Source organism: Paenibacillus sp. FSL H8-0282, assembly GCF_037963825.1.
GTDB classification, from domain to species: domain Bacteria; phylum Bacillota; class Bacilli; order Paenibacillales; family Paenibacillaceae; genus Paenibacillus_AQ; species Paenibacillus_AQ odorifer.
Genome location: NZ_CP150146.1, coordinates 498,930 through 521,930, shown reverse-complemented (window position 1 = coordinate 521,930; position 23,001 = coordinate 498,930). Strand labels below are relative to the sequence as shown.

Sequence of the window (23,001 nt, the reverse complement as noted above, 5' to 3'; positions counted from 1 at the left end):
TCCTTTGGACCTCCAGGCTCTATATCTGTATTTAATCTAAAGCGCTTACAATGGTTATGTATCCATTGTATTTGCTTTTGCCTGTCTCCGTAAGGCTTTGAATTTCGGATTATAGGTACCATTTTTCGGATTGAGTGAAAATTTAGGGGCGAGCCGCAGCTCGCCCCTCTATTTTTATGCTAATACTGCTTGAATTTGTGCAATTTCTCCACGCCGCAGAGCCTCTGCCTCTTCACCGCGCACGAACGCTCCAGATATTTTAGTCACAGTTCCATTACGGTATACAAGCATCAAAGATTGAATGCTGACCTTCTTCTCGCCAAAGGTATTTTCACGTTTTGGATTAGAATAGATTACCTCCGTATTCCCTAGGAAAGTGAAAGACAGTTTGCCCTCTTCATCAAACAGCCATCCTGGCAATACCGGATCGAGAGACAGCGTAAGCGCTCCATCCTCCATTCTGAAAACATGGCTTCCAGCCATCATTGTTCTCCACATGCTTAAGAATTCCGCGGTCGATCCACTAAGTCTCGCTACGAACCCTCTACCATGGTTATTTGGATCAGGATTGCCTCCAGTTGCGATAAATGATGAATTCTCCAGTGTACTGCGTCCATAAACAGCAGGATCAAGGAATGGCACCAGCGACGTCTTCAGCTCGCCGTAGAATTCCTCATACAGCCCGCCCTTCAGCAGCTCAAGCAAATACTTATAGGACATGTGCAGGAAGTTAGACTCCCGTTCTAGCCAGCCTGGTGTGAAGGCTCTCATCCGTCCGATTTCATGCGATTCACCTTCTAGACTAACAGAGGTCTGATACATAGATGTTGCCTGATCATACAGCTCTGTTTGCTTAATCAGATTATAGATTTCTTTTGCCTGCACCGGGTTCTTCATCGTCTTCAACCAGCGGGTAGGTCCTTCAAGGAAATAAGGCAAGGCATAAGCCTTAAACTCCTCTACCACAGCCTTTGGCAATCCGTATCCGCTAATGACTGGCTGACCCTCAGCATCTGTTACCTGATGGAATTTCTCCGCTTCAAAACGGAAATAGGTTGGGGTAAGTCCATTGCCCATTTCTACCGCCTTGTTGATCCCCTCATCAATTTTAACCAGGAACTTGGAAAGGGCTTCGCGGATGTGTTCCAAGGTTACTTCAGTTTCAGCACCCGTAATGCCAAACCGGATACTTGCTCTATAAGCTTCACGGGCTGAAGCTACTGTATCCCAATAGTTGAATTGTTCCACTTCTCCTGCTAGGACAGCAGTTACCGCGTGATATACCGCTTCAAGCAGCTCCGCGATTTCTTCTGGCAGCTTTACAGCTCCCTGTACATTCTCAGCACCGTTCAGCACATCCAGCAAAAAGACTACAGTACGCTTCAGCTCAAAAGTCTCACTCATTCCGGAGCCAAACAATCCCGGCAGACCGTTCATAGCATCGTTCCAGCCCGGCTTGTTGCCTTCCATCTCCACACCCATGCCGTAAGGGTCAAGCGTAGCAAATTTATTCAAAGCAAGAGACAACATCTTCACGAACAGATTGGTGTGGTAAATAGCACCTTGCCCACCTTTGGTACGCAGCCAATGGGTATCTCCAGCTTTCCATTTCAGCTTATGCAGCTTCTCCTCATCCTCAAGGAGGGCGCCATATTGCCGGGCTTTTCCGTCACTAATTACATACTTCTCACTACGTGGCAGCACATATGCTGGGCTGTCATAGAACGCATAAGTACTATCCCCAAATAAAAGCTCCTGCTTCTTGTCAGGGAAAATGTCCAAATAACCTACTACGAGATCCAAATTATATGTCCAGTGATCAGACCAGAAGCCTTCGCCAAAAGCAGCCTCAATGTTTTGCTGTGAAAGAGCCAGCAGACCCGACAGAAACTCCTGCTCACTAACCTTCAGCGTAACGTTTTGATCCGCAATGTAATTGATCAGGCTGCCTGGGGTGAACCGGCTGTTGCATAGCTTAACAAGCTCAGCTTGATGATCCGCAGCCGCTTCTCCGATCCATTCCGCAGCCTTAGCTTTGCTGTCTGGCTTCACTTCAAAGGTTGTTCCTTGAACACTTAGTGGATTGTAGCCATCTGCTTGAATCAAGCTATAGAACATTTTGATGTTGAAGCTGCCCACCTTCGGATTAAAAAACACATCATTCCGGCGGTTCTGATTCATGTCGCGGAAGTTACCGTTCCCCTGTGAATAGTATTCTGGGGCAAGTGAGAAGAAGTTATAGTCGCGCTCCAAATCGCCATGCTTGCGGGAATATAAATGAACTACAAAGCCATCTCCGCCATTGTCAAAAATAAAAGGATAGCCTCCCCGCAGGAAGTTATCGAGATAGGACTGACGGCAATAAGCATCAAACACAGCCGATGAAGTGTGCGTGGCAATGTCTTCTGTTAATTCCTCTGTCAGACCTGCGGCTTCCTTGGATTTGGACAGGATATATTCATCCCGGCATAACCGCTCCGCCTTTTTATTGATTTTGTCGATGTCATTTACATGCCCAACCAAAGTATTCAGGGTCAAGCTGCTGCCGGGTGCCAAACGTCTAGCCACACCACTGAAGCCGCAAGGAACCTTATTGACTGGATATTGTGGAAGCTCACTCAGCTCCGAAAGCGTTAATCCCGCAAAGCGGTCTGGGTAAGTAAGAGAGGTATTGCCGCCGAAAATAAGTTCGAAATCAACGATTGGCGCGACTTTTTCTCCATCTCCAGTAAACGACAGATAGAAATGTCCATTTGTGATTTCGCTAACCTGTGCACTATCATTGGTGCTGGAACGCAGCTTATAGAACGGAATACCGTTCTCCAGATTGTATACGTCCATCCAGCTGCGCAGCAGGTTACCAATCTCCTTGTAGCCGCTGTTTTCTACTCCGTAAGGCAAAATCTCAGGCAGACCATCCATCAGCTCCAGCTCAATCTCTTTGCCACCGATATTCTCAATCTCCACCCGACGTACCAACGCGGCATAATCGTCATTAGGCAGATTAAAATAGTGTACAGTCGTCTTCAGCCCATGCCCGGCATGGCTTTCTTCAAGGGTCAGTCCGTTAGGCAAAATGGTCATGATCCGCTTGGCGGCAGGATCTGGACGTGCCGATTGAAATGGCTCATAAATCTCTTGCTCGCCTTTTATTTTAATAAAGGTTCGGAATCCGGTGGTTCCTACGTCTTTATAAGAGATATTTGCTGGAGAGAATTCCATGATTGGCGAGTTCTTGTCGCGTACCCCAAAGCTGCAAATCGCTTGCCCCCGGTTTACATAAAAAGTCCACATTGGAATTCCCTTAAGACCTGCAAGACCTGGCAGGAAACTAGAGAAAGGCTTTCCTGTATCAAACTGCTCCATTACAAAGTTACCTGATTCGAAATAATAATTACTCACGTTAATGTCCTCCTAAACTGTTACTTATTTATGAAATCAGATGCGTTACGATAGAATGAGGGGATAGCTCGCAGTTGGCAATCTCTTCGCCAAGCCCCAGGGTTACCGTGCGAACTTCTTCGCTCTCATTCATCAATATGACAGCAATGCTGCCGTCCGGATTACGGAATGCTGTGGATAGGATTCCTTCCGCTTCAGAAGTAAAGCCAATCCGTACCGCACCTGGCGCGATAAATTTACTGAAATGCCCGATATAATAATAAGAGCTGTTATAGTGCAATTCGTCTGTTGTTGTATCTGCAATAATTGGGGCATCACAGAGATTCCCTACATGATTGGGCCCGCCGGTCTCATCCAGTACCAGGTTCCAGTCCAGGTACCCTTCTGTCCATGCATTGAGATCCCCAATCATATTTCTGCCGTAACGTTCACCTGTAAACCATTCGCCAAGCTTGACGCCGCCCTCTTGACAGCCCTCAGTGAACAATAGATGTTTCTCAGGAAATAGATCATGTACCTTTTGTACCTTGTCGAACTCCTCACCACCATACCAGTGGATGCCTGTACCCCACACATATTGTGCAGCTTCAGGATCAGACAATACGACCGAAGCACGTTCGACCATAATATCGCGGTTATGATCCCAGATGACAATGTTCACATCGGAATGGCCTGCCTGCTGCATCACTGGACCGAGATGATTTTTAACAAAATCGCGTTCCTCTTCCGCACTATAAATACAAGAATCCCAGACTTGAACAGCAGCCGGCTCATTTTGCACGGAAACCGCCCAAATAGGTACGCCTTCTTTCCCATAAGCTTCGATAAATTTGGTATAATAGCGTGCCCAAACTTCAGCGTATTCTGGCTTGAGTGATCCTCCATTATTCATTTCACCATTTGTTTTCATCCATGCCGGAGGGCTCCAAGGAGACGCCAACATCGTGAACGGCCCGCCTTTTACCTGCATTGCATCCTTAATCAGCGGAAGCACCCACTTATGATCATGAGAGATATCAAAGGTAGCCAGCTCCGTATCATGATCAGCGACATAAGTATAATTTCCAAGAGCAAAGTCACAGCTATGGATATGAACACGACCCATGTTATAGCCTAACCCCTCTACCGGATGAAAATAGCGGTGAATAACCTCTGCCCGTTTCTCAGGACTGAGCCGTGACAACGTATAGGCCGCAGCTTCTGTGAAAGCGCCACCAAATCCTATCATCTTTTGGAACTCCTGCTCTGGCCTAAGCTCTACATCGGCAGATCCAGAATCTACTCTTGTGCTAAAAACAATTGCCTCTTTCGGAGTTAAGCGTTCCCCTGTATCTTTTGCAGTTACTACAGTTTGAACTTTTGCCATTTCATCCATCTCCTCTAATTGTTTTGTTACTAACAACAAGCACTGCCTTTACTGGATCACCATCCGATGTTAGGGTTCGGAGCGATGGGCCACTGAAACGTTTGAGAAAATTCAAGGAAGCCCTCGGTAAATTTTGATTTCATCTCAATTCGAAACCTATTATCGAAACCGGTTTCGATTATAACGAAAAAAAATGATCTAACGAGAGCAGGAAAAAAGCGGCATAACAATATGCCCATTATAGCCCTATTCCTCTGAATACGCTGTAGCAAATACCACATAGGAAAAATTCGAGCTATGATGTCCTCTACTTTATCAGGACTCTTTTCTCTACGTCAAGATTTATCCTGTGGATAGCAGCCCGCTCTCTGTAGTTATGGAATTTGATACAGCTCTAATTCCTGCTAGCCGGAGGCGCACAGGATTCCCGTTCGATCACTTCTACCGGAACTAAAACCGCTTCCTTATCCAACTGTTTCCCTTCAATCGATGCTAAAAGAATGTCCGCTGCCCGGCTTCCTAAAAGTGCCGTATCCTGACGAATGGTTGTCAATGCAGGTGTAACATACTCAGCTAGATCAATATCATCGTAACCCACAACTGAAATGTCCCGCGGTACGGAAAGTCCACTATCTTTTGCCGCCATAATAGCCCCTAAAGCTAACATGTCACCCGAAGCAAAAACAGCGGTTGGCCGATCAGGCAGCTTAAGAAGCTCCAGCATCGCATGGTAACCACTTTCACGAGAATAAAAAGCTCCATTCACAACATAGGACTCCGGCACGTCAAGCCCCTGCTGCTTCATAGCGTTCTTATACCCTAACTCCCGAGTTTTACCGGGAAAAGTGTTCATCCCCCCGGAAATATGAGCAATCTTGCGATGACCCAAAGAAACTAAATACTCTATCGCAAGCTGAGCTCCAGCCGTATTATCCGAACATACCGTATGCGACTGCGTAGTCTCAAAATCCAGAATCACAGTAGGAATATCACTCTCTAGCAGCTCACGGAAATAGGGGTCCTCGTAATCAGACAAGAAAACGACAACACCATCTACACCACGGATTCGGCAATTCTCCAAATACCCGCTTTGTTTACCCCCAACATCCTTGGAAATAAACATGAGGGCATACCCCTTATCCACAGCAACCTTCTTAAAGCTCTCAATCACAGCGCTAAAAAAGGGATGGCGAATACCAAATCCCGTATTCTCTACAAATAATACACCAATGGTCCATGATTTCTTAGTAGTCAGTGTACGGGCATGGGAATTCGGCAAATATCCCATTTCTTGGGCAACCCGGAAAATTTCCTGGCGAGTCTTCTCCCGTACATCGGAATAATTATTAAACGCCTTGGATACCGTTGTAGGAGAGTAACCGGTTCTTTTGGCAATATCGTATATAGTTGTCAATCCGGTTCACTCCTTGCCCAGACTAATAAAATACCTTCTGTTCACTGCAATTTTAACGTCTTTCGGTACCGCCGTCCAGCAAAAAGTAACTTTGTACGGAAGGAAGCAGCGTAACAGCTTGGATCAAAAGCCCTAGACTCATATAGACCAGATGTATGATTACCACACTGTCGAGCATATACGTCTGTACCATAATCCAAATAATTAGACCAAATCCGATATATAGGGACAATGCCCAGAAGCTATATAATTTCTTAAAGGGATTCAAAGTATTCACCCAATGCCATTCTGGTCTCTTGATCAACCCATATAACACGAACATAGGCAGGATACCAAATACGATGAATAGCAAGATACCCGGAATTAAAAAATCTGAAAATGGCGATCTTTCCAGCATAGATGTGGGTATGTGTATCAGATCACCACTAGGATCTATGACCATTGACCCGCCTCCTGCTAACGCTCCAACCCCCAAAAATATATGAAGAATATAAAGCAATGTTACCGTAAACGGCCTTCTTTTGGTTGGCTTCATTTCAGTTCCCCTTCCCATGTTTAAAAAGTAGAGCATTCCTTATAGCTCTTTTCGATTTTACATGTTTTTCCTGAATGTCACCAAGACAGATATCACACAAAAAGCCGTATTTAAGCTTTTTTTGAGTGCGATGTGAACGATTGTATTTTACGCTATACTAAGATTAGAACGAAATGTTAACCCTGCCGACTGAATCTAATAAATAAAATACATTGGATCCTAAAAAACAAGGAGACAGGACGGGCGCTAAGTTGCGCTGAACCTAACATATCTATGAACGATACCCATCTTTTATCCACCAAACAATGTACCTATTGCCAGCAACAGAAGCCGCTCTCTGAATTTCGTAAACGCACCGGCAAACGTTCCAAAGGTCAGTCTCGCCGTGGCGCTTGTCGGGAGTGCCGCAAACAACGACAAAACATAGATCTCACTCTTGCAGCAGGTCCCATTCCAGTACAACCTGATACCATTCAATCCCCTTCTTTGGCTGTCAAGGAACGCTCCAAACAAGGAAAGCCTTCTTCCACGGTTGCTTCTTCACCGCAATCCAACCCAAATCAGCGCATACGGGGCTTGGAACAACGAAGGAAACATTCTCATTCTCAAGGCGCGGAACTGAGTCCGGAAGATCCAACGCAATTGATTCCCTCTGCCAAAGGGAAAATTCTAATGCGTGGCCACAGTGATAAAGGACGGCGCTGGCATCAGGAAATTGACTACGAGCTTGCGGTTACTCTAGTCAGAGAACATGCCGCTATCGTAGTGAATCGCCGAACCATCCGCCGGATTTACAGCAATAAGGATTTCCGTGCTTATATATTGACCAGAGACAACTATACTTGCTACTTCTGTGGCTCCTATGGAGACACTATAGATCATTTGCTCCCCCGTGCTAAAGGCGGCCATACTACTCCGGATAATTGCGTTTGCGCTTGTACGTTATGTAATCAGACCAAAGCCGATCAGTCCGTTGAGGATTTTATGAGCAGATAAAAAAGAAAAGCGCCCCAATTTCTGTTGATTAGGGGCGCTTTTTTATAAAAATCAAAGGTAAAGTTTATTGTTAGTTAGCAACAATATTCTTAACTCGTCCTACCTGTCCACTGGTTAAACGCACCTTGATGCCATGCGGATGTCGAGGTGAGTTCGTGAGAATATCCTTTACCGTTCCATGTGTTAGCTTACCCGTCGGCTGATCCTGCTTAAGCACAATATCCACTTCAAGCCCAGGACGAATATCGGCTCTTACCTGTCCGTTCATGATGTAATCCCCTTTCAATGGGTTATAATGTTGTCAACTATACTACATAAGGAGGAGACGTAATGGCCTTCGGCATCAACAGAGAAGAATTAACCCGCTGGAAAAAGGCTGTCTCCGCAGGAGAGATCGCTTTCTTAACCCATTACTGGCTAGACCCGCGTTTTCCCGGCATGACTACTGTCACCAAGGTCGGCTGTAGTGACCTGACCAGACTAACATATTGGTGTGAGGAAAATGGACTGCCGGCTAAATATATTCATAATCGTTCGCCATTCCCCCACTTTGACCTTTTGGGACCCAAACAAGCAGAAATCCTTCGGAAGGAAGGATTATGGGAACAGTTGGAACGTTTCAAAATGCTCTAAAATCACTTCTTTTTACGTAAATCCTGCATGATCTTGCGGCCGGTAGGTGTCTGTGCTAATCCGCCACCTGCGGTCTCACGGTGTTTTTCTGGCATAGCTGAGCCTACCTCAAGCATGACCTTGATTACTTCATCTGAAGGAATCACGCTACGTACGCCAGCCAGTGCCATATCGGCGGCGGCGAGCGCGGTCACTGCACCGAATCCGTTTCTAACGATACAAGGAATCTCTACAAGTCCTCCCACCGGATCACAAATCAGTCCTAATGTGTTCTTAAGCGCCAGTCCAACAGCATGCACTGCTTGTGCAGGCGTTCCTCCACGCAGTTCGGTTAAAGCTCCTGCCGCCATCCCGATGGCCGACCCGACCTCCGCCTGACAGCCACCCTCTGCACCAGATACAAACGAATTGTTGGCAATGACATAACCGATCGCTCCTGCAGCGAACAAACCGGAAACCATATAGTCATCATCCCAGCCAAACCGTTCCTGGCAGCTGAGAAATACACCCGGAATAATTCCGCATGAACCTGCGGTAGGTGTAGCAATTATGCGGCCCATTGAGGCATTAACCTCGGACACAGCCAAGGCATAGGCCATTGCTTGACCAGCGGGTCCACCTAGGCATGGTTCATCTGCTGCGTTATAGGCTCCTACACGTTGGGCATCCATTCCCGTAAGGCCGCTGCGCGAAGTGGTATCTTCATGCATCCCACGATGAACAGCCTCTTTCATCACCCCATAATATTCACGCATAGTGGCAAATTCCTGTTCACTGGAACGTCCAGATTCCGCGCTTTGCTCTTCAAGCATAAGGGCTCCAATGGTGAGGCCACGTTCCTCACATAATACAGCCAGTTGGCTAAGTGTTTGAAAATTCATGTTAAGCTTTCCTTCCCCTTCTCATCTTGCTTACCTTCGTTTAAATTAACCAATTTCACCGATTTCACTGCAGTGAGCGCTTTAAGCGCTTCAATAAGCTCTGGAGTAGCAGCTTCATCCAGCTCCAGTACCGTTAAGGCTGCACCGCTGCGATTCTTCCGATCCAGAGACATATGCCCTATATTAAATTGTCCGTTACGCATCACTTCTGTAACACTCGCCAGAACACCTAAATAATCCATATGATGAATCAATACCGTCGGATACATTCCCGTAAGCTTTACTCCAAAACCATCCACATCGACGATCTCAATGTTTCCACCACCGATGGATGTCCCCGTTAAAGTCAGCTCACTTCCTGTCTCTTGTCCGATAAGATGCAGTTTAACTGTGTTAGGATGAGGAAACAATCCCGTTCCTTGCTCAAAAGATACGTCCATCCCAGCTTCAGCCGCTAACTCCAGAGAGTCGGGTAACCGATGATCATCGGTAGCGTAATCCAAAAGTCCTCCGACAATAGCCCTGTCTGTGCCATGGCCCTGATAAGTAGCTGCAAAAGAACCAAAAAACGTCACTTCTGCCACACGCGGCACTTCACCCAGCACCTGCCTTGCAGCCCTTCCGATCCGTGCCGCACCGGCTGTATGCGAGCTTGAAGGCCCGACCATGGCCGGACCAATAATTGAAAACACATCTTTGAAACGCATAAAAGACCTCCTGCCTGCAAATAGGCAATTATCAAACTCATATATAGTATACTGCACTGGCAGTCGGAGTTCACCGTTACATTTGCTGTGATATATCCACTTCTAATCTAATGATATTTTACTTAGATAGTATTTTCATTTCGCATCTTATGTATCACAAGATATCCTGGGAGTATAACATAATTCCACCTCTATACTGCCAGCCTATCCCTTCCCAGAATCCTCTTCCTTGTTCATTGGTTCCAATCACCATCAGATGACATTTTGCGATACCAGCTGCATGTAAATTACCGAGGCAACGCTTTACAAGCTCACGCCCGATGCCCATGCCTCGGCAGTCATTACTAACTGCAACATGATACATATAACCTCTTCGCCCATCATGTCCACACAATGCAGTTCCTACAATCCGGCCGTCTTCATTCTCGCAGATCTGGCTGAAGCCAGCATTACGCTCCAGATAACGCGTAATCTCCAGTCTCGAATCCGCTTCACTAAGTCCCATTCCCTCTGTATTTTCCCATAGCTGGTGGGCAGCTTCATAATCATCCGCAATCATCTCTCGATAATTCATGTCTATCCCCTCGCTTGTATAGAATGACAAAAAGCATAAAGAGCACTCCGCGGAAGCTTTTCCAGCATCAGCAGCGCTTCATAAGGGTCGCCTTCCAAGCCCAGCACTTGCGCGAAGGCAGGTTCGGTCTTCCACCCGTTTGTTTTCATTGTAATGATCTGCTGGCGAAAATCATTATCCAGCTGAGCTAGAATTTCCGCTTCAATGATCATATGTAAGTAACCATTCTGCAGAGCTGTGGGTCGCGGCTGCCCAAACAGTTCTATAGGCCAGCCCCCGGCCATAAAGTTAATTTTCGTTCGTGGGACCCCATCAACCACACGCGATACACTAGTAAACTCATCCATGGTTCCGAAATATCGACTAACAATGTCCGTAAACTTTACGGAATCATGCACCTCACAAATAATATCCAGGTCGCTGCCCTTCACCTGAATTCCAAGCGGCACTGTGCCAACCAGCACCGGGTTATAGTCGGCCAGCAAACTCATAATATTTAATTTTCTTAACAGGGTATAGACCTCTTTTTGCACTGGAGTTCCACGATTCAGATACTCTATGTTTCGCCAATCATTCATCTCTGACAAACGCTCCCTCGAACTAGGTTATAAACACAGGCAGGACCGGATAACAGCGCACGCTTTTCTAGGCACATGCATAGAAATATACGGAAGATAGAAGGCAAGGAGGAGTGTATGTAAAAATGAACCCCACCTACCCCTATTATGGGGAACAAACGATATGTAAGGAACAGCCTATTGCTTTTCCCCCACAGCACCAAGACCGTCAGCCTGGTCTAGAGAGTCTAATGAATCCTCGCCCCATCAGTGAAAATCCGGAGATCACCGGCAGCGGAAAGCTAAAAGGAAAAATTGCACTCATCACCGGAGGCGACAGCGGAATTGGTAAAGCGGCGGCCATTGCTTTTGCAAAGGAAGGCGCAGATGTCGCTATAGCTTATTTATACGAAGCTTCAGATGCAGAGGTCACTCAGCGGCGAATTGAAGAATTAGGGCAACGTTGTTTGCGGATCGAAGTTGATTTACGCCATAAGGAAAACTGCTTCAAGGCTGTGGAGCATACCCTTCGCACTTTTGGCAAGCTGGACATCCTCGTCAACAATCATGGTGTCCAGTATCCGCAAAAAAGTATTCTGGATATCACGGAAGCACAGCTCTACCAAACGTTTCAGACGAATATATTTCCATTCTTTTACCTGACACAAGCCGCACTTCCACATCTAAAAAAAGGCGCAGCCATCATCAACACTGCTTCCATTACTGCCTATCAAGGAAATAAAGAGCTTATAGATTATTCCTCAACTAAAGGTGCGATCGTCTCCTTTACCCGCTCTTTAGCCTTATCACTCGTAGACTCTGGCATTCGTGTCAATAGCGTAGCTCCCGGACCTGTATGGACACCACTAATTCCCTCCAGCTACTCTGCAGATGAGGTTAGTGTATTTGGGACGGATACACCCTTTAAACGTGCCGTACAGCCATATGAGTTAGCAGGAGCCTATCTTTATTTAGCGGGACCGGATTCTTCGTATGTTACCGGGACATGTATTCATGTCAATGGTGGAGACATGGTCACCAGCTGATGCATTACACCACGAGAGGAATGTATATCAAATGAATAAGATAAATGATTATGATATCTCTTCTGTCCGCCTAAGCAGTGGCATGTACGCATTAACCAAATTAGCCTGCGCAGGGCTAACTTACGTCCTTATTACCTTACTTATGCTTGGATTTCCACAATCCGATGGAATTCCTGAAGGCTGGCCACTATCGATTCCTTATGCCATTTATGCTTATGGATTGCCTGCGGCGTTAGTAGCAGATGTACTGCTGCGTATTCTGCGCTCCAAATCCCCTATCCTGCCCCTTGCTGTATATGTCGTCACAGGTTTTGGTGCAGGTCTATGGCTGGCAGCGGAACAAGGTGCAGAGTATCTGCTATGGGGTCTGGGTGGAGTCCTTGGACTACTCCTTCTCAGAGTGACCCAGCTTGGTGTAGAAAGGTTTCCTCTGTTGCTGCCAGTATTCGCCCTATTTCTGCCACTGCTCTGCTTACTGCTGTCATAAGCCTTATTAGGGATACTCAAAGCGCTTCAATGATATCTCCGGCAATAATAGCCGCCGGATTATTCCGCTGACGGGCCGCTCCCTCTCCTGCTAATCCGTGCAGGTATACCCCAAAAGCTGCTGCCTGCGTAGCATGAAGTCCCTGAGCCAGCAGGCTGGAAATCATGCCCGTTAGCACATCACCAGCTCCACCAGTGCCCATGCCGGGATGGCCTGTGGTATTTACATAAGCTTGCCCTTCAGGAGTTGCTATCACGGTATGTGCTCCTTTTAACACAAGTGTAACCCCATGCTCCTTGGCATAGTCCATAACCAGACCGATTCGGTCACGTTGGACCTCAGCCGTAGTTAGGTTAGCCAGGCGAGCCATTTCGCCTGGGTGAGGTGTCAGAATTACAGAATGACTGCGCCGCGCCCAACTCTTATAATCGGAGTCAGCCAGAATATTTAAAGCATCCGCATCGATAACCAGCGGGCAATCACTGCCTTCCCAAAGACTGCGAAGCCAATCTGTATCACCCGGGAACCGTCCAAGACCTGGTCCCACAGCGATTACATCTCGCTCTTCGCTTAACTTCAGTAGCTCGGACGCGGTCTCAGCCTCCCAGTTTCCCTCTTCACTGCCACCTACTTCAGCCAGCATGAGTTCAGGAACAACACCGATGACGGAAGGTAACAGATTCTTAGGAAGCGCCCACGTCACCAGTCCGCAGCCCGTGCGCAGCGCAGCACGGGCTGCAAGTAGTCCGGCGCCGCTCATCCGTAAGGTGCCGGCAGCAAGGAGTACATGCCCATAAGTCCCCTTATGGCCTTCAGGCGATCGCCGCCGGGCCAGATCGACACCCAGATGGGCATGCAGCACTTCCGGTGTCAGCAGGTGAACCTGCACACCGCTGTTAAGAGCCAGAGCAGTCGGAATGCCGATGGCCCGTACCTTGACATGCCCCGCTGCGCCTGCACCGGGGTATTGCAGGAGGCCTCGCTTGAGAAACGCGAGGCATACCGTCACTGACGCATGAATGCAAGGCTCATGCGTCTCTCCTGTGTCCGCGTTCAGACCACTGGGGATGTCCGCGGACACAATGACCTTGCCGCTGCTGTTCGCTGCGGCAATCAGCTCCGCATAGGCGCCGCGCGGGGCTCCCGCGCCGCCGGTGCCGAGCAGCGCATCCAGGATGCCGCTGCACTCGGCAAGGTCCAGCCGATCCCTGCCGTATACTACGGCAGGCAGGCCCATGGCTGCAGCCGCATCGCGCTGCAGGGCGGCCTCGCCGGAGAGCAACTCCGGCGGCACCGCATAGACGAGCGTGACGGCGATGCCGGTCTCGCGAAGGTACCGTGCGGCGGCGAGGCCATCGCCGCCGTTGTTGCCTTTGCCGACGAAGATGAACCATCGCTCGGCGGCGGCAGAGGCAAGCGTCAGCGCATGATCTGCGCTGACCTTAAATGCCTTGCCTGGGTTACCCAGCGCGGCCTGCTTTAGCCCGGCATCGTTCCCTTTGGCTGCATTCCTGCAGCCTGCCCCGCCTCTCTCCCGGCAAAGCGCGATGATCTCCTCTGCGATAACTCTTCCCGCATTCTCCATCAGCGCAATCGCTGGAATCCCCAGCTGCTGGATCGTTTCGCTGTCCAGCTGCCTCATTTGCTCAGCAGTTACCAGATACATGATTTAGCCCCTTTCCGCTATCTACCGTTCCAAAGCTTCACAGGCAATTCCAAATACAAGTCCGAGCGCAAGTCCGGCGCAAGTCTGATATCAGTAAGCGACAGTAAATCGGGCCCGACTAAAATTCCCTTCCTCCAGCTCGTCCACCATAGCTACAGCGAAATCCTCCACACTAATCTTGCTTTCACCATTCTCATCTAGAATAAGACGGTCCAATCCGATGCGGAAATGACCTGTACGACGACCTGGATGAACTACCGCAGCAGGACTGAGATACGTATAATCCAATTCTGTATTTTTGTAAATCTCATAAGCCTGCGCATGCGCCTCTGCAACTGGTTTAAACTCTTCCGGAAAATCCGGTGTATTCATCAGCAGCTCTCCAGTTTCAGTCTTTAAGCTACCTGCACCTCCAACAACCAACAGCCGATTTAACCCTGCCGTCTGCATACCCTCCACCAACGCTTTTGCCGCCGTAATCAGATCCTGCTCGCGGCCCGCTCCTGGTCCATAAGCACTGATTACCTCTTCATGGCCACGGACCGCAGCTGCTACTGAAGCCGGATCAAGAATATCCACCGTTGTGACATGTAAACGCTCGTGTTCGAGAGTTACTGACTCTGGATTGCGTACCGCAGCTGTTACTTCGTGTTTTCTTTTTAATGCCTCCTGTACAATTGCCTTTCCAATCGTTCCTGAAGCGCCCAATATTACAACATCCATCTTGTTGTTCCTCACATTCTACGAGCAAGGCCATTATCGTGCAGCCTTCCTGCTCTATTATTTTTTTGATGCTCATCTGAATAGCTTTTCCCTTACAGCCTTTAAACATTATTTATCCCCTGAGATCCAATCGAAACCAGATCGCACCTACTACTCCACTTCCAGACCAAAAACCCCTTAACCAATACAAGGGGCACTCTCTACTAAAAAAGCAGCATGAATTCGCCTTAGCTTAGCGACGCAAAAACATTCCCTGAGAACGTGGCATAACCGATTCAAATCCGTATTGTGCATAGAGCTTCGAGGCTTCTCCATCTGCAATCAGACTTACATAAGCCTTGTCAGGTACAGTATTAAGGAACTCCCTGATTTCCCGCATGATCAGCTTTCCCAAACCTCGTCCTTGATGTGAAGGCTTGACCGCGATATCCGTGACCTGAAAAAAGCATCCCCCATCGCCAATCACCCGCCCCATCCCGATTAGGTTATTCTCCTCATACAAAGTTACCGCAAAAATAGAACGAGGCAAACCGATCGCTGCACCTTCCACACTCATTTCACTCAGCCCAGCTTCTTTTCTCAGCGCCAAATACTGTTCCACTGAAGGCTGTTCATGGCGTATATCAAGCTTACTAGTTGTTTCCATCCGCACTCCTCCGTTCAGCATTGCTGTTCCCACTATATACGACTGCATGGTTCACAGGCAAGGCTCACTGCTAGGGATGTTTTTGAAACTGAGGGATAAGCATTATATTCTTGAATTCCTTTACTGACTGTGTGGAATAGTATCTGTAACAATATTTTTAAAAGGGTGGGTGAAGCATTATGTCTCCTGTAGCCAAGCTGTTTAAATGGGGAACATGCCTTTATGAAGCTTTTCTGGCTCTGCCGTTGATTGGCGGACTCTTTATCATTGCTAATGGTTGGGTCCCTTTGGCCATTGCCTTTTTGCTTCATGCTGTAGCCGTTGTTGTGCTGCAAAGAGAACATAAACCATTCATGGGGAACGTTCTGGGCATTATCACCTCGATTTTAGCTTTTGTTCCGATCGTTGGTTGGATTATGCACGCCATTACTGCGTTCATCCTGTTGATGGAGGGCGTATCCGCCTCACGCCAAGCCCCTCGTTATTAACAAACGTACCTGCAACATCAAAATAAGTAGCTGCCCTACGGGCTGATCATTTGTATATGTCGTAAAGGGACAGATCATCCTCTGCGACCTACGAACCCGGATGACATCTTGCTGTGTTCTTATTGGTAGGCAGTCTGCTTCAATAGTCATCATTCCCTGCGACCTACGGACCCAGATGACATATTGCCGTGTTCTTACTCATGGGCAGTCTGCTTCAACACTCATCATTCCTGCGACTTACGGACACAGATGACGTATTGTATGTTCTTACTAATGAGCGGTCTGCTTCAACACTCATCATTCCCTGCGACTTACGGACCCAGATGACATATTGTGTGTTCTTACTCATGAGCAGTCTGCTTCAACACTCATCATTCCTGCGACTTACGGACACAGATGACATATTGCTGTGTTCTTACTGGTAGGCAGTCTGCTTCAATAGTCATCATTCCCTGCGACTTACGGACCCAGATGACGTTATTTGCGCCTTTTCAGCTTTTGGAGCGTGGTTTCGGACTCCAGGGACGTTATTGCTTAGAATCAGGTCCATATGTGGTGTTTTTTATGCCAATAGCGGCTATGCGGTCCGTTAGCGGTGTAAATGTGGCATAATACTGTGTTTAGCGTCAACTGAGTCCGATGGGGTGCGTCATATGGTGCGTCATACGTGCCAAATATCAAGCATACGAAGAAAAAGGAGTTGCCCCAGCAGCCATTTCGTGGCTTATGTGACAACTCCATAATCTTTTATCCAAAAAGATGATATATACCTTTATGATTGCCCAGAGATTGAATCAACGTCCCGCCGATTGAGAATCGGCCCGCCGGCTGCCGCTTTCACCAATATAACGTCCATTTGCGTTGCCACTGCTATTCTCAAACCGTTTGCGTTCCGTACGCTCCATCTGAACAATCTGACCTTCATGAACCACAATATGCAATGAGCCAAATTCCATATCATCCAGAAGTCCTGCAATCCGCGTAAGCCATAAATCGTCCACTTTCAGCGGTTTAGCCATTCTCTAGCCTCCCTTTCTCACCAAAGGATTATATCCGCCTAAATTCCTTTTTTCCTCAATTCCGTTATTACCAACCAGTATACTATGAATTAACTTAGCATGGAACTAAAAGTCATGTCAATGGGCATTTTTTCGCGACAACCAGCTTTTAATAATCATCGTTACCAAAGCCAATAACAGGAGCAAAGAAGCTACTGCAAAAGATGCTGAAAATTGATATTCGTTGTACAAAATCTCAACATGCAGCGGCAGCGTATTCGTCTCCCCACGGATATGCCCGGACACCACAGAAACCGCACCAAACTCACCCATGGCCCGCGCATTACACAAAATAATGCCGTATAGTAACCCCCATTTAATATTAGGCAGCGTGACTCTGAAAAAGATTTGCCACCCATGTGCGCCGAGTGTAATTGCCGCTTCTTCCTCCTGTGTACCCTGATCCTCCATCAGCGGGATTAACTCACGCGCTACAAAAGGAAACGTCACAAACAACGTGGCTAGCACGATACCCGGAAGCGCAAATACGATCTTAATATCATGGGCGCTCAGCCAAGGGCCAAACCATCCGTTTGCTCCGAAGACGAGTACAAAGATTAGGCCGCCGATGACTGGCGAGACTGCAAAAGGGAGATCAATCAAGGTGATCAGAAACCCTTTGCCGCGGAAACGGAACTTGGTTACAGCCCACGCCGCTGTTACACCAAAAAAGGTATTCAGAGGCACAGTTATCGCCGCAACAAGCAGCGTCAATCGCAGTGCTGAGCGGGCATCCGGATCAGTCAGGGCAGCAATATATACGTCCCAGCCCTTTTTAAGTGCCTCGGTTAACACAACAACTAATGGCAGAGCAATCAGCCAAAAAAGGACTAGCCCAGCCGCTCCGATCAACACCCATTTTACAATTGGGGTTTCCGTTGTCGCGGACGAGGACGCATTCTTTTGTAGCCGGGGGGTATGGAGAGGGACGGTACCGGCCAAAATTATTCCTCCTTTAAAGGGTTTTACGAAGACAAGATAGCTTGGAAAATTCAGTATCGACGGCAGATATCGAGTGTCTCCAAGTAAGTTTGAACATGTTCAGACGTCTGCTGTCATGGCAATTACCTCAACGAGAAGTCTTACGAACCCAGCGCTGAAGTGTGTTAATAACAAGTAACATTAAGAAAGAGATGAGGAGCAATAGCAGGGCTACGGCGGTAGCTCCGGCATAATCATATTGCTCCAGTTTAGACATAATAAGCAGCGGAGCAATCTCCGTCCTCATCGGCATGTTACCGGAGATGAACACGACGGAGCCGAATTCACCGATGCCCCGAGCAAAAGCTAGAGCAAAACCTGTTAGCAGTGGCGGAAACAGCTCAGGCAGAACTACTGAACGAAAGGTTCTCCAGCGGCCTGCGCCAAGGGTTGCCGAAGCCTCCTCCATATCTCTGTCCAAATCCTCCAGCACCGGCTGCACCGTCCGGACAACGAACGGTATGCCGATGAACATCAAAGCCAAGGTAATCCCGAGCGGAGTGAATGCCACCTTTAATCCCAGCGGCTCAAGCCAAGACCCAATCCAGCCATTGCCTGCATAGAGCGCCGTCAAGGAGACACCGGCTACAGCTGTCGGCAAGGCAAACGGGAGATCGATCAGCGCATCAAATATTCTTTTGCCCGGAAATTCATAACGTACCAGTACCCACGCCAGCAAAAGACCTAGAATTGCATCTACAAAAGCGGCGGCAGCAGCTGTCGACAGGCTCACACGATACGAAGCTAATACCCGCGGGTCCGTAGCTACATCCCAGAATTTCGCCCAGCTCAGACCTGTAGAATTGAACAGCAGCGCCGAAAGTGGCAGTAGAACCACTAGACTCAGATATAATACACTGTAGCCCATCGTCAGCCCGAAGCCGGGCAGTATTTTGCGCCGCGTTGCTGCTGGTGCAGCCGTAGTGGTGACATTCATCCCCTATTCATCCTTTCTCGCCTTCGGCCTTTTAGCCGATCAGCCCCTACCGGGACAAATCTCAATAATCATATCCTGCATTTCATTCATCTGTTATTTGGCACCCGGCACATAAATCTTGTCAAAGATCCCGCCATCATTAAAATGCTTCTCTTGCGTTTCTTTCCAGGTTCCGAATTTGTCAGCCAATGTAAACAGCTTGATTTCCGGGAACTTATCTTTGTATTCTTCTTTCACGCTATCTAATGTAGGACGGTAATAGTTCTCAGCCGCGATTTTTTGTCCCTCTTCACTATAGAGATACTTCAGGTACGCCTCGGATACCTCACGCGTGCCTCTTTTGTCCACAACCTTATCTACTATAGCTACTGGCGGTTCAGCCAGAATGCTCTCCGAAGGATTCACGATATCAAATTTGTCCGGTCCCAGCTCTTCCACGGATAAATAGGCTTCATTCTCCCATGCGATCAGCACATCACCAATTCCACGTTCCACAAACGTTGTCGTAGATCCACGCGCGCCGGTATCCAGCACTGGCACATGCTTGAACAGTTCTTTTACAAATTCCTCAGCCTTAGCCTCATCATTATTGTTCTGGTCTAGTGCGTAACCCCAAGCCGCTAAGTAGTTCCAGCGTGCTCCACCTGATGTTTTCGGGTTTGGTGTAATAACCTCTACGCCCTCTTTGAGCAGATCTGGCCAATCCTTGATTCCTTTCGGATTCCCTTTGCGTACAAGGAACACGATAGTCGAGGTGTAAGGCGAGCTGTTATGATCGAATTTACTTTGCCAGCCCTCGTTGATCAGTCCCTTTTCCTGCAAGGCATCAATATCATAACCAAGTGCTAATGTCACAACATCCGCTTCCAGGCCATCAAGCACAGCACGGCTTTGTTTCCCCGATCCACCGTGGGATTGTTTAATGGTGACCTTCTGTCCTGTTTCTTTCTCCCAATAGGCAGCAAAAGCTTTATTATAATTCTCGTACAATTCGCGAGTAGGGTCATAAGATACGTTCAGTAGTTCTACTGGATCTTTAGATGGAGTTTTGGTGGCTTCAGCCGCATTTGTGGCCTCCGCTGAATTGGTTGTTGCTGGTGCGTCTGTTGCCGGACTGGCACTATTACCGTTATTGTTATTGCTGCCGCAAGCAGCAGTAAGCCCTGCCGTAAGCAACAAGCTAAACCCTACAAGAAGCCCTTTATTCATCTTTTTCTTCATCTTTTCCACTCCCCCATGTTTTTTCGTACCAGACAAACCCTTGGGTAACACAAAAAGAACGGAGGAAAGCCTACGTATGGCAGGTCAAACCGGTCCTAAGACCGTGTCTGCGAGCCTAATGCAGGCGTTCCTCCGTTCGTACGGTAAGAACTTTCTTCAATTATTCCTATCTACTTAGTTGGTTTATATGGATATAATACTGAAACCCTTTAACTGTGTCAAACCTTTTTTTCCAGCCTATGTCAAAGAAAACTCCCACACACCACACCATACAAGCTATGGGGTCGGTTCCTGTAAGATCCACTTGTTATTGATGCTATAAAGTAATATTATTGCTACAGCTTATGGGTTAAGAGAAATTACCGCTTTATGTCAGGGGAGAGAGTCATGGGTATGGATTTAGAGTACGTCCCTGTGCCGTTGAAACCGCGGCTCCACAGACGTATGGCTCAAGAAATTGGACGAAGAATTAGGGGAACCTACCGTTACGATACAGCAGTTTGGAGAACAGCAATAGCCGGTCTGTGGATAATATGCTTTTTAGCCTTTAGTACTGCCGTGTTAGGCATTCCTACTGGATTAGGTAAACCTACCGATATCGCTCTTGCTGCAGGTGCAGGCACTGTCCTGCTGGCGATTTCCGGCAATATCTTAGCTGTTCTGCTAGCGTTGACCGGACTGCGTATCCCAAGATTATTCGCAGGCTGTGTATTGAGTGATTTTGGAGCTATTCTACTAATCTTATATTATGCAGATTTTGAAATTGAGGCTGCGGTTGTCATTGCGGTCGTGCTTGCACTGCTAGGAGCACTAGGCGGATTAGCCATTGGCCTGCTCCGCAGCAAAAGAATAACACTAGGACTTCTGCTAACAGTGGCAGTGACTTTTTCCCCACTTGCGCTGGCAAGCGGAGTGCAAGAACTGCCTATTTCAGAGTCGGTCGACATCAACGATACGGAAGTTGTTCCACTTACAGCCTCCGATCCTGGAAAACCAGGTAATCTAGCTTATCAGACCTTCACCTATGCCAGTGGTACCGATCTACATCGTGCCGAATACGGTAAGGATACAAGCTTGATATCTTCTACGGCCGATGCTTCTGCTTATATTAAGGATTGGTCAAAGCTGCGCACTTTATTCTGGGGTTTCGATTATAAGGCACTTCCCTTGAATGGTCGCGTATGGATGCCAGAAGGCGAAGGTCCATATCCAGTAGTACTGATGGTGCACGGCAATCATATGATGGAAGATTACTCTGATGGCGGGTACGCTTATCTCGGCGAACTATTGGCAAGCCGGGGATTTATCGCGATCTCGCTCGATGAGAATTTCCTGAATTATTCTGCTTGGTCCGGTATTCCGGACAATGATTTTAAAGTACGGACTTGGATCCTACTGAAACATTTAGAGCAGCTAGCAGATTTTTCAGATGATCCGGGCAGTCCTTTTTATCAGAAAATAGATTTCACAAAAACCGCCCTGCTCGGCCATAGCCGCGGAGGACAAGCCGTAGCTATGGCCGCGGATGCCACTCGTTGGTTCAAGGATGATCCGGTGATGGCGGCAGTTAATCGCTTTAATATAACCTCTGTAATCGCGCTTGCACCAACGGACAAAACGATAGATGACCAGCAAGCCCGTCTCAAAGACATCAATTATTTGACCCTGCAGGGAGCCCGCGATGGAGATGTACATGATTTCTATGGTGATCGGCAGTATATACGTACCTCCTATTCCCAAGGATCGTCTGCTTTCAAAAGCTCGCTGTATATTGCGGACGCCAATCACAGTCAATTCAACAGCGATTGGGGCGGATATGATCAGACCTTGCCAGCTGGACTCTTTTTAAATCGGGCACAAATCATGGATGCAGACAAACAACGGCAAATCGCTAAGGTCTATGTATCAGCTTTCTTGGAGACCACCTTGCATGAAAAAGAGGAATACCAAAGCTTGTTCCGGGATTATCGCAGCGGGCTGAAGTGGTTACCAGATACCGCCTACTACAATCGATTCCAAAGCGGAGGATATCGTCCTGTAGCCACATTCGACGATGACCGTAACAAAAATACAGTAGAACTGGGAACAGCAGAAGCATCGGGTGTTTCTTGGTCAGAAGAGCTGGCTAAAGACCGGGAGTCAAAAAGCAAAGCCACCTATGGTGTTGTCCTTGAACGCACAGCCAGCAAAAACGAAGAAGCTTATTACAACATTAAGCTTAACGACAGTGTCCGTACTGAAACTGCTCTTTTAGGGGCAGATGGCCTTACGTTCTCTATGGCAAATCTGAATGGTGACATTAGTGAAGAAATGGATGTTCCACTACCTCCAAAGGTTGAGGTGGAGTTAACTGACCATAATGATACCTCAGCCCGCTTGACGCTGGATGAAGTAATGGACATACTGCCGCTTCCACAAACTCAGTTCACGTTATTCCCATGGCTTGAAGAGCGGATAAACGATGGCAAATACGGTGACCTTTCCGAAGCTGTATTTCAAACCTACGAGATGCCGTTCGAACAATTTCAAGAGGAAGAACCAGAGCTGGATCCTGACAACCTGACGGAAATCACCTTCTATCTTGATGAAGAAGGCGACCGGATCATGCTGGATGACATCGGTTTTTACGATTTAGGTATCAGAAATACATTTTAAAAATCACTTGCTATTATCCTTAGGTCTT

At 47.7% G+C, this 23,001-nt stretch carries 22 protein-coding genes; 6 read left to right on the top strand and 16 right to left on the bottom strand.

Annotated elements, in window-relative coordinates:
• Positions 1-174: 174 nt before the first annotated feature.
• The 4 genes from NST94_RS02300 to NST94_RS02285 all read right to left on the bottom strand — a co-directional run bounded on the left by NST94_RS02300 (position 175) and on the right by NST94_RS02285 (position 6,624).
• Positions 175-3,402, bottom strand: a complete 3,228-nt coding sequence (locus NST94_RS02300; RefSeq protein ID WP_339281605.1) for a cellobiose phosphorylase — start codon at positions 3,400-3,402, stop codon at positions 175-177.
• Between the two features lie 28 nt (positions 3,403-3,430).
• Complete coding sequence (locus NST94_RS02295; protein WP_280753295.1) at positions 3,431-4,768, bottom strand: glycoside hydrolase family 30 protein; 1,338 nt, start codon at positions 4,766-4,768, stop codon at positions 3,431-3,433.
• Between the two features lie 394 nt (positions 4,769-5,162).
• Positions 5,163-6,182 (bottom strand): LacI family DNA-binding transcriptional regulator, encoded by a 1,020-nt coding sequence (locus NST94_RS02290; protein WP_280753296.1) that lies wholly within the window; start codon positions 6,180-6,182, stop codon positions 5,163-5,165.
• Positions 6,183-6,234: 52 nt separating this feature from the next.
• On the bottom strand, positions 6,235-6,624 hold the full coding sequence (locus NST94_RS02285; RefSeq protein ID WP_248549100.1) for a hypothetical protein: 390 nt from the start codon (positions 6,622-6,624) through the stop codon (positions 6,235-6,237).
• 366 nt (positions 6,625-6,990) lie between these two features.
• Between NST94_RS02285 and NST94_RS02280 the strand changes: the two genes are divergently transcribed.
• A complete protein-coding gene (locus NST94_RS02280; protein WP_280753298.1) occupies positions 6,991-7,713 on the top strand; it encodes an HNH endonuclease signature motif containing protein in 723 nt (240 codons plus the stop codon).
• Between the two features lie 70 nt (positions 7,714-7,783).
• On the opposite strand, the gene NST94_RS02275 is transcribed toward NST94_RS02280, so the two are convergent.
• Entirely contained in the window at positions 7,784-7,981 is a 198-nt protein-coding gene (locus NST94_RS02275; RefSeq protein WP_036682616.1) for a YwbE family protein, read from the bottom strand.
• A gap of 62 nt (positions 7,982-8,043) precedes the next feature.
• Between NST94_RS02275 and NST94_RS02270 the strand changes: the two genes are divergently transcribed.
• Complete coding sequence (locus NST94_RS02270; protein ID WP_076124555.1) at positions 8,044-8,346, top strand: hypothetical protein; 303 nt, start codon at positions 8,044-8,046, stop codon at positions 8,344-8,346.
• A 2-nt stretch (positions 8,347-8,348) separates the two neighbouring features.
• Here the strand turns inward: NST94_RS02270 and sdaAA are convergent, their stop codons facing one another.
• The 4 genes from sdaAA to NST94_RS02250 form a co-directional block, all read right to left on the bottom strand.
• Positions 8,349-9,227 (bottom strand): L-serine ammonia-lyase, iron-sulfur-dependent, subunit alpha, encoded by an 879-nt coding sequence (gene sdaAA / locus NST94_RS02265; protein WP_036682621.1) that lies wholly within the window; start codon positions 9,225-9,227, stop codon positions 8,349-8,351.
• Positions 9,224-9,934 (bottom strand): L-serine ammonia-lyase, iron-sulfur-dependent subunit beta, encoded by a 711-nt coding sequence (gene sdaAB, locus NST94_RS02260; protein WP_076124558.1) that lies wholly within the window; start codon positions 9,932-9,934, stop codon positions 9,224-9,226. The genes sdaAA and sdaAB overlap by 4 nt, the downstream gene beginning before the upstream one ends.
• A 154-nt stretch (positions 9,935-10,088) precedes the next feature.
• Entirely contained in the window at positions 10,089-10,508 is a 420-nt protein-coding gene (locus tag NST94_RS02255; protein WP_076142075.1) for a GNAT family N-acetyltransferase, read from the bottom strand.
• Positions 10,509-10,510: 2 nt separating this feature from the next.
• Entirely contained in the window at positions 10,511-11,086 is a 576-nt protein-coding gene (locus tag NST94_RS02250) for a DUF4269 domain-containing protein (protein ID WP_076124562.1), read from the bottom strand.
• Between the two features lie 125 nt (positions 11,087-11,211).
• On the opposite strand from NST94_RS02250, the gene NST94_RS02245 reads away from it, so the two are divergent.
• The gene (locus NST94_RS02245; protein ID WP_339281604.1) at positions 11,212-12,111 is read left to right on the top strand and encodes an SDR family oxidoreductase; all 900 of its coding nucleotides are present in this window, start codon (positions 11,212-11,214) and stop codon (positions 12,109-12,111) included.
• Between the two features lie 31 nt (positions 12,112-12,142).
• On the top strand, positions 12,143-12,598 hold the full coding sequence (locus NST94_RS02240) for a hypothetical protein (RefSeq protein WP_076142073.1): 456 nt from the start codon (positions 12,143-12,145) through the stop codon (positions 12,596-12,598).
• A gap of 16 nt (positions 12,599-12,614) precedes the next feature.
• Here NST94_RS02240 and NST94_RS02235 read toward each other — a convergent pair whose 3' ends face one another.
• The 3 genes from NST94_RS02235 to NST94_RS02225 form a co-directional block, all read right to left on the bottom strand.
• Positions 12,615-14,264, bottom strand: coding sequence for an NAD(P)H-hydrate dehydratase (locus NST94_RS02235; RefSeq protein ID WP_339281603.1), 1,650 nt, complete (start codon positions 14,262-14,264; stop codon positions 12,615-12,617).
• A 90-nt stretch (positions 14,265-14,354) separates the two neighbouring features.
• Positions 14,355-14,987, bottom strand: a complete 633-nt coding sequence (locus NST94_RS02230) for an NAD(P)H-binding protein (protein WP_339281602.1) — start codon at positions 14,985-14,987, stop codon at positions 14,355-14,357.
• Between the two features lie 232 nt (positions 14,988-15,219).
• Positions 15,220-15,633 (bottom strand): GNAT family N-acetyltransferase, encoded by a 414-nt coding sequence (locus tag NST94_RS02225; RefSeq protein WP_081383325.1) that lies wholly within the window; start codon positions 15,631-15,633, stop codon positions 15,220-15,222.
• 179 nt (positions 15,634-15,812) lie between these two features.
• On the opposite strand from NST94_RS02225, the gene NST94_RS02220 reads away from it, so the two are divergent.
• Positions 15,813-16,121, top strand: a complete 309-nt coding sequence (locus NST94_RS02220) for a hypothetical protein (protein WP_076134873.1) — start codon at positions 15,813-15,815, stop codon at positions 16,119-16,121.
• A gap of 794 nt (positions 16,122-16,915) precedes the next feature.
• Here the strand turns inward: NST94_RS02220 and NST94_RS02215 are convergent.
• The 4 genes from NST94_RS02215 to NST94_RS02200 all read right to left on the bottom strand — a co-directional run bounded on the left by NST94_RS02215 (position 16,916) and on the right by NST94_RS02200 (position 20,318).
• On the bottom strand, positions 16,916-17,140 hold the full coding sequence (locus NST94_RS02215) for a YezD family protein (protein ID WP_076101319.1): 225 nt from the start codon (positions 17,138-17,140) through the stop codon (positions 16,916-16,918).
• Positions 17,141-17,257: 117 nt separating this feature from the next.
• Entirely contained in the window at positions 17,258-18,121 is an 864-nt protein-coding gene (gene cysW / locus NST94_RS02210; RefSeq protein WP_076101318.1) for a sulfate ABC transporter permease subunit CysW, read from the bottom strand.
• Between the two features lie 127 nt (positions 18,122-18,248).
• Positions 18,249-19,097 (bottom strand): sulfate ABC transporter permease subunit CysT, encoded by an 849-nt coding sequence (cysT, locus tag NST94_RS02205; protein ID WP_076124574.1) that lies wholly within the window; start codon positions 19,095-19,097, stop codon positions 18,249-18,251.
• A gap of 93 nt (positions 19,098-19,190) precedes the next feature.
• Entirely contained in the window at positions 19,191-20,318 is a 1,128-nt protein-coding gene (locus tag NST94_RS02200) for a sulfate ABC transporter substrate-binding protein (RefSeq protein WP_339281601.1), read from the bottom strand.
• A 387-nt stretch (positions 20,319-20,705) separates the two neighbouring features.
• Between NST94_RS02200 and NST94_RS02195 the strand changes: the two genes are divergently transcribed.
• Entirely contained in the window at positions 20,706-22,973 is a 2,268-nt protein-coding gene (locus NST94_RS02195; RefSeq protein WP_339281600.1) for an alpha/beta hydrolase, read from the top strand.
• Positions 22,974-23,001 lie beyond the last annotated feature (28 nt).

Coding starts and splice junctions, on each gene's coding strand:
- NST94_RS02295 (WP_280753295.1), bottom strand. CDS start 4,768: ATGGCAAAAGTTCAAACTGTAGTAACTGCAAAAGATACAGGGGAACGC.
- NST94_RS02285 (WP_248549100.1), bottom strand. CDS start 6,624: ATGGTCATAGATCCTAGTGGTGATCTGATACACATACCCACATCTATG.
- NST94_RS02280 (WP_280753298.1), top strand. CDS start 6,991: ATGAACGATACCCATCTTTTATCCACCAAACAATGTACCTATTGCCAG.
- NST94_RS02275 (WP_036682616.1), bottom strand. CDS start 7,981: ATGAACGGACAGGTAAGAGCCGATATTCGTCCTGGGCTTGAAGTGGAT.
- NST94_RS02270 (WP_076124555.1), top strand. CDS start 8,044: ATGGCCTTCGGCATCAACAGAGAAGAATTAACCCGCTGGAAAAAGGCT.
- sdaAA (WP_036682621.1), bottom strand. CDS start 9,227: ATGAATTTTCAAACACTTAGCCAACTGGCTGTATTATGTGAGGAACGT.
- sdaAB (WP_076124558.1), bottom strand. CDS start 9,934: ATGCGTTTCAAAGATGTGTTTTCAATTATTGGTCCGGCCATGGTCGGG.
- NST94_RS02255 (WP_076142075.1), bottom strand. CDS start 10,508: ATGAATTATCGAGAGATGATTGCGGATGATTATGAAGCTGCCCACCAG.
- NST94_RS02250 (WP_076124562.1), bottom strand. CDS start 11,086: ATGAATGATTGGCGAAACATAGAGTATCTGAATCGTGGAACTCCAGTG.
- NST94_RS02245 (WP_339281604.1), top strand. CDS start 11,212: ATGAACCCCACCTACCCCTATTATGGGGAACAAACGATATGTAAGGAA.
- NST94_RS02240 (WP_076142073.1), top strand. CDS start 12,143: ATGAATAAGATAAATGATTATGATATCTCTTCTGTCCGCCTAAGCAGT.
- NST94_RS02235 (WP_339281603.1), bottom strand. CDS start 14,264: ATGTATCTGGTAACTGCTGAGCAAATGAGGCAGCTGGACAGCGAAACG.
- NST94_RS02230 (WP_339281602.1), bottom strand. CDS start 14,987: ATGGATGTTGTAATATTGGGCGCTTCAGGAACGATTGGAAAGGCAATT.
- NST94_RS02225 (WP_081383325.1), bottom strand. CDS start 15,633: ATGGAAACAACTAGTAAGCTTGATATACGCCATGAACAGCCTTCAGTG.
- NST94_RS02220 (WP_076134873.1), top strand. CDS start 15,813: ATGTCTCCTGTAGCCAAGCTGTTTAAATGGGGAACATGCCTTTATGAA.
- NST94_RS02215 (WP_076101319.1), bottom strand. CDS start 17,140: ATGGCTAAACCGCTGAAAGTGGACGATTTATGGCTTACGCGGATTGCA.
- cysT (WP_076124574.1), bottom strand. CDS start 19,097: ATGAATGTCACCACTACGGCTGCACCAGCAGCAACGCGGCGCAAAATA.
- NST94_RS02200 (WP_339281601.1), bottom strand. CDS start 20,318: ATGAAGAAAAAGATGAATAAAGGGCTTCTTGTAGGGTTTAGCTTGTTG.
- NST94_RS02195 (WP_339281600.1), top strand. CDS start 20,706: ATGGGTATGGATTTAGAGTACGTCCCTGTGCCGTTGAAACCGCGGCTC.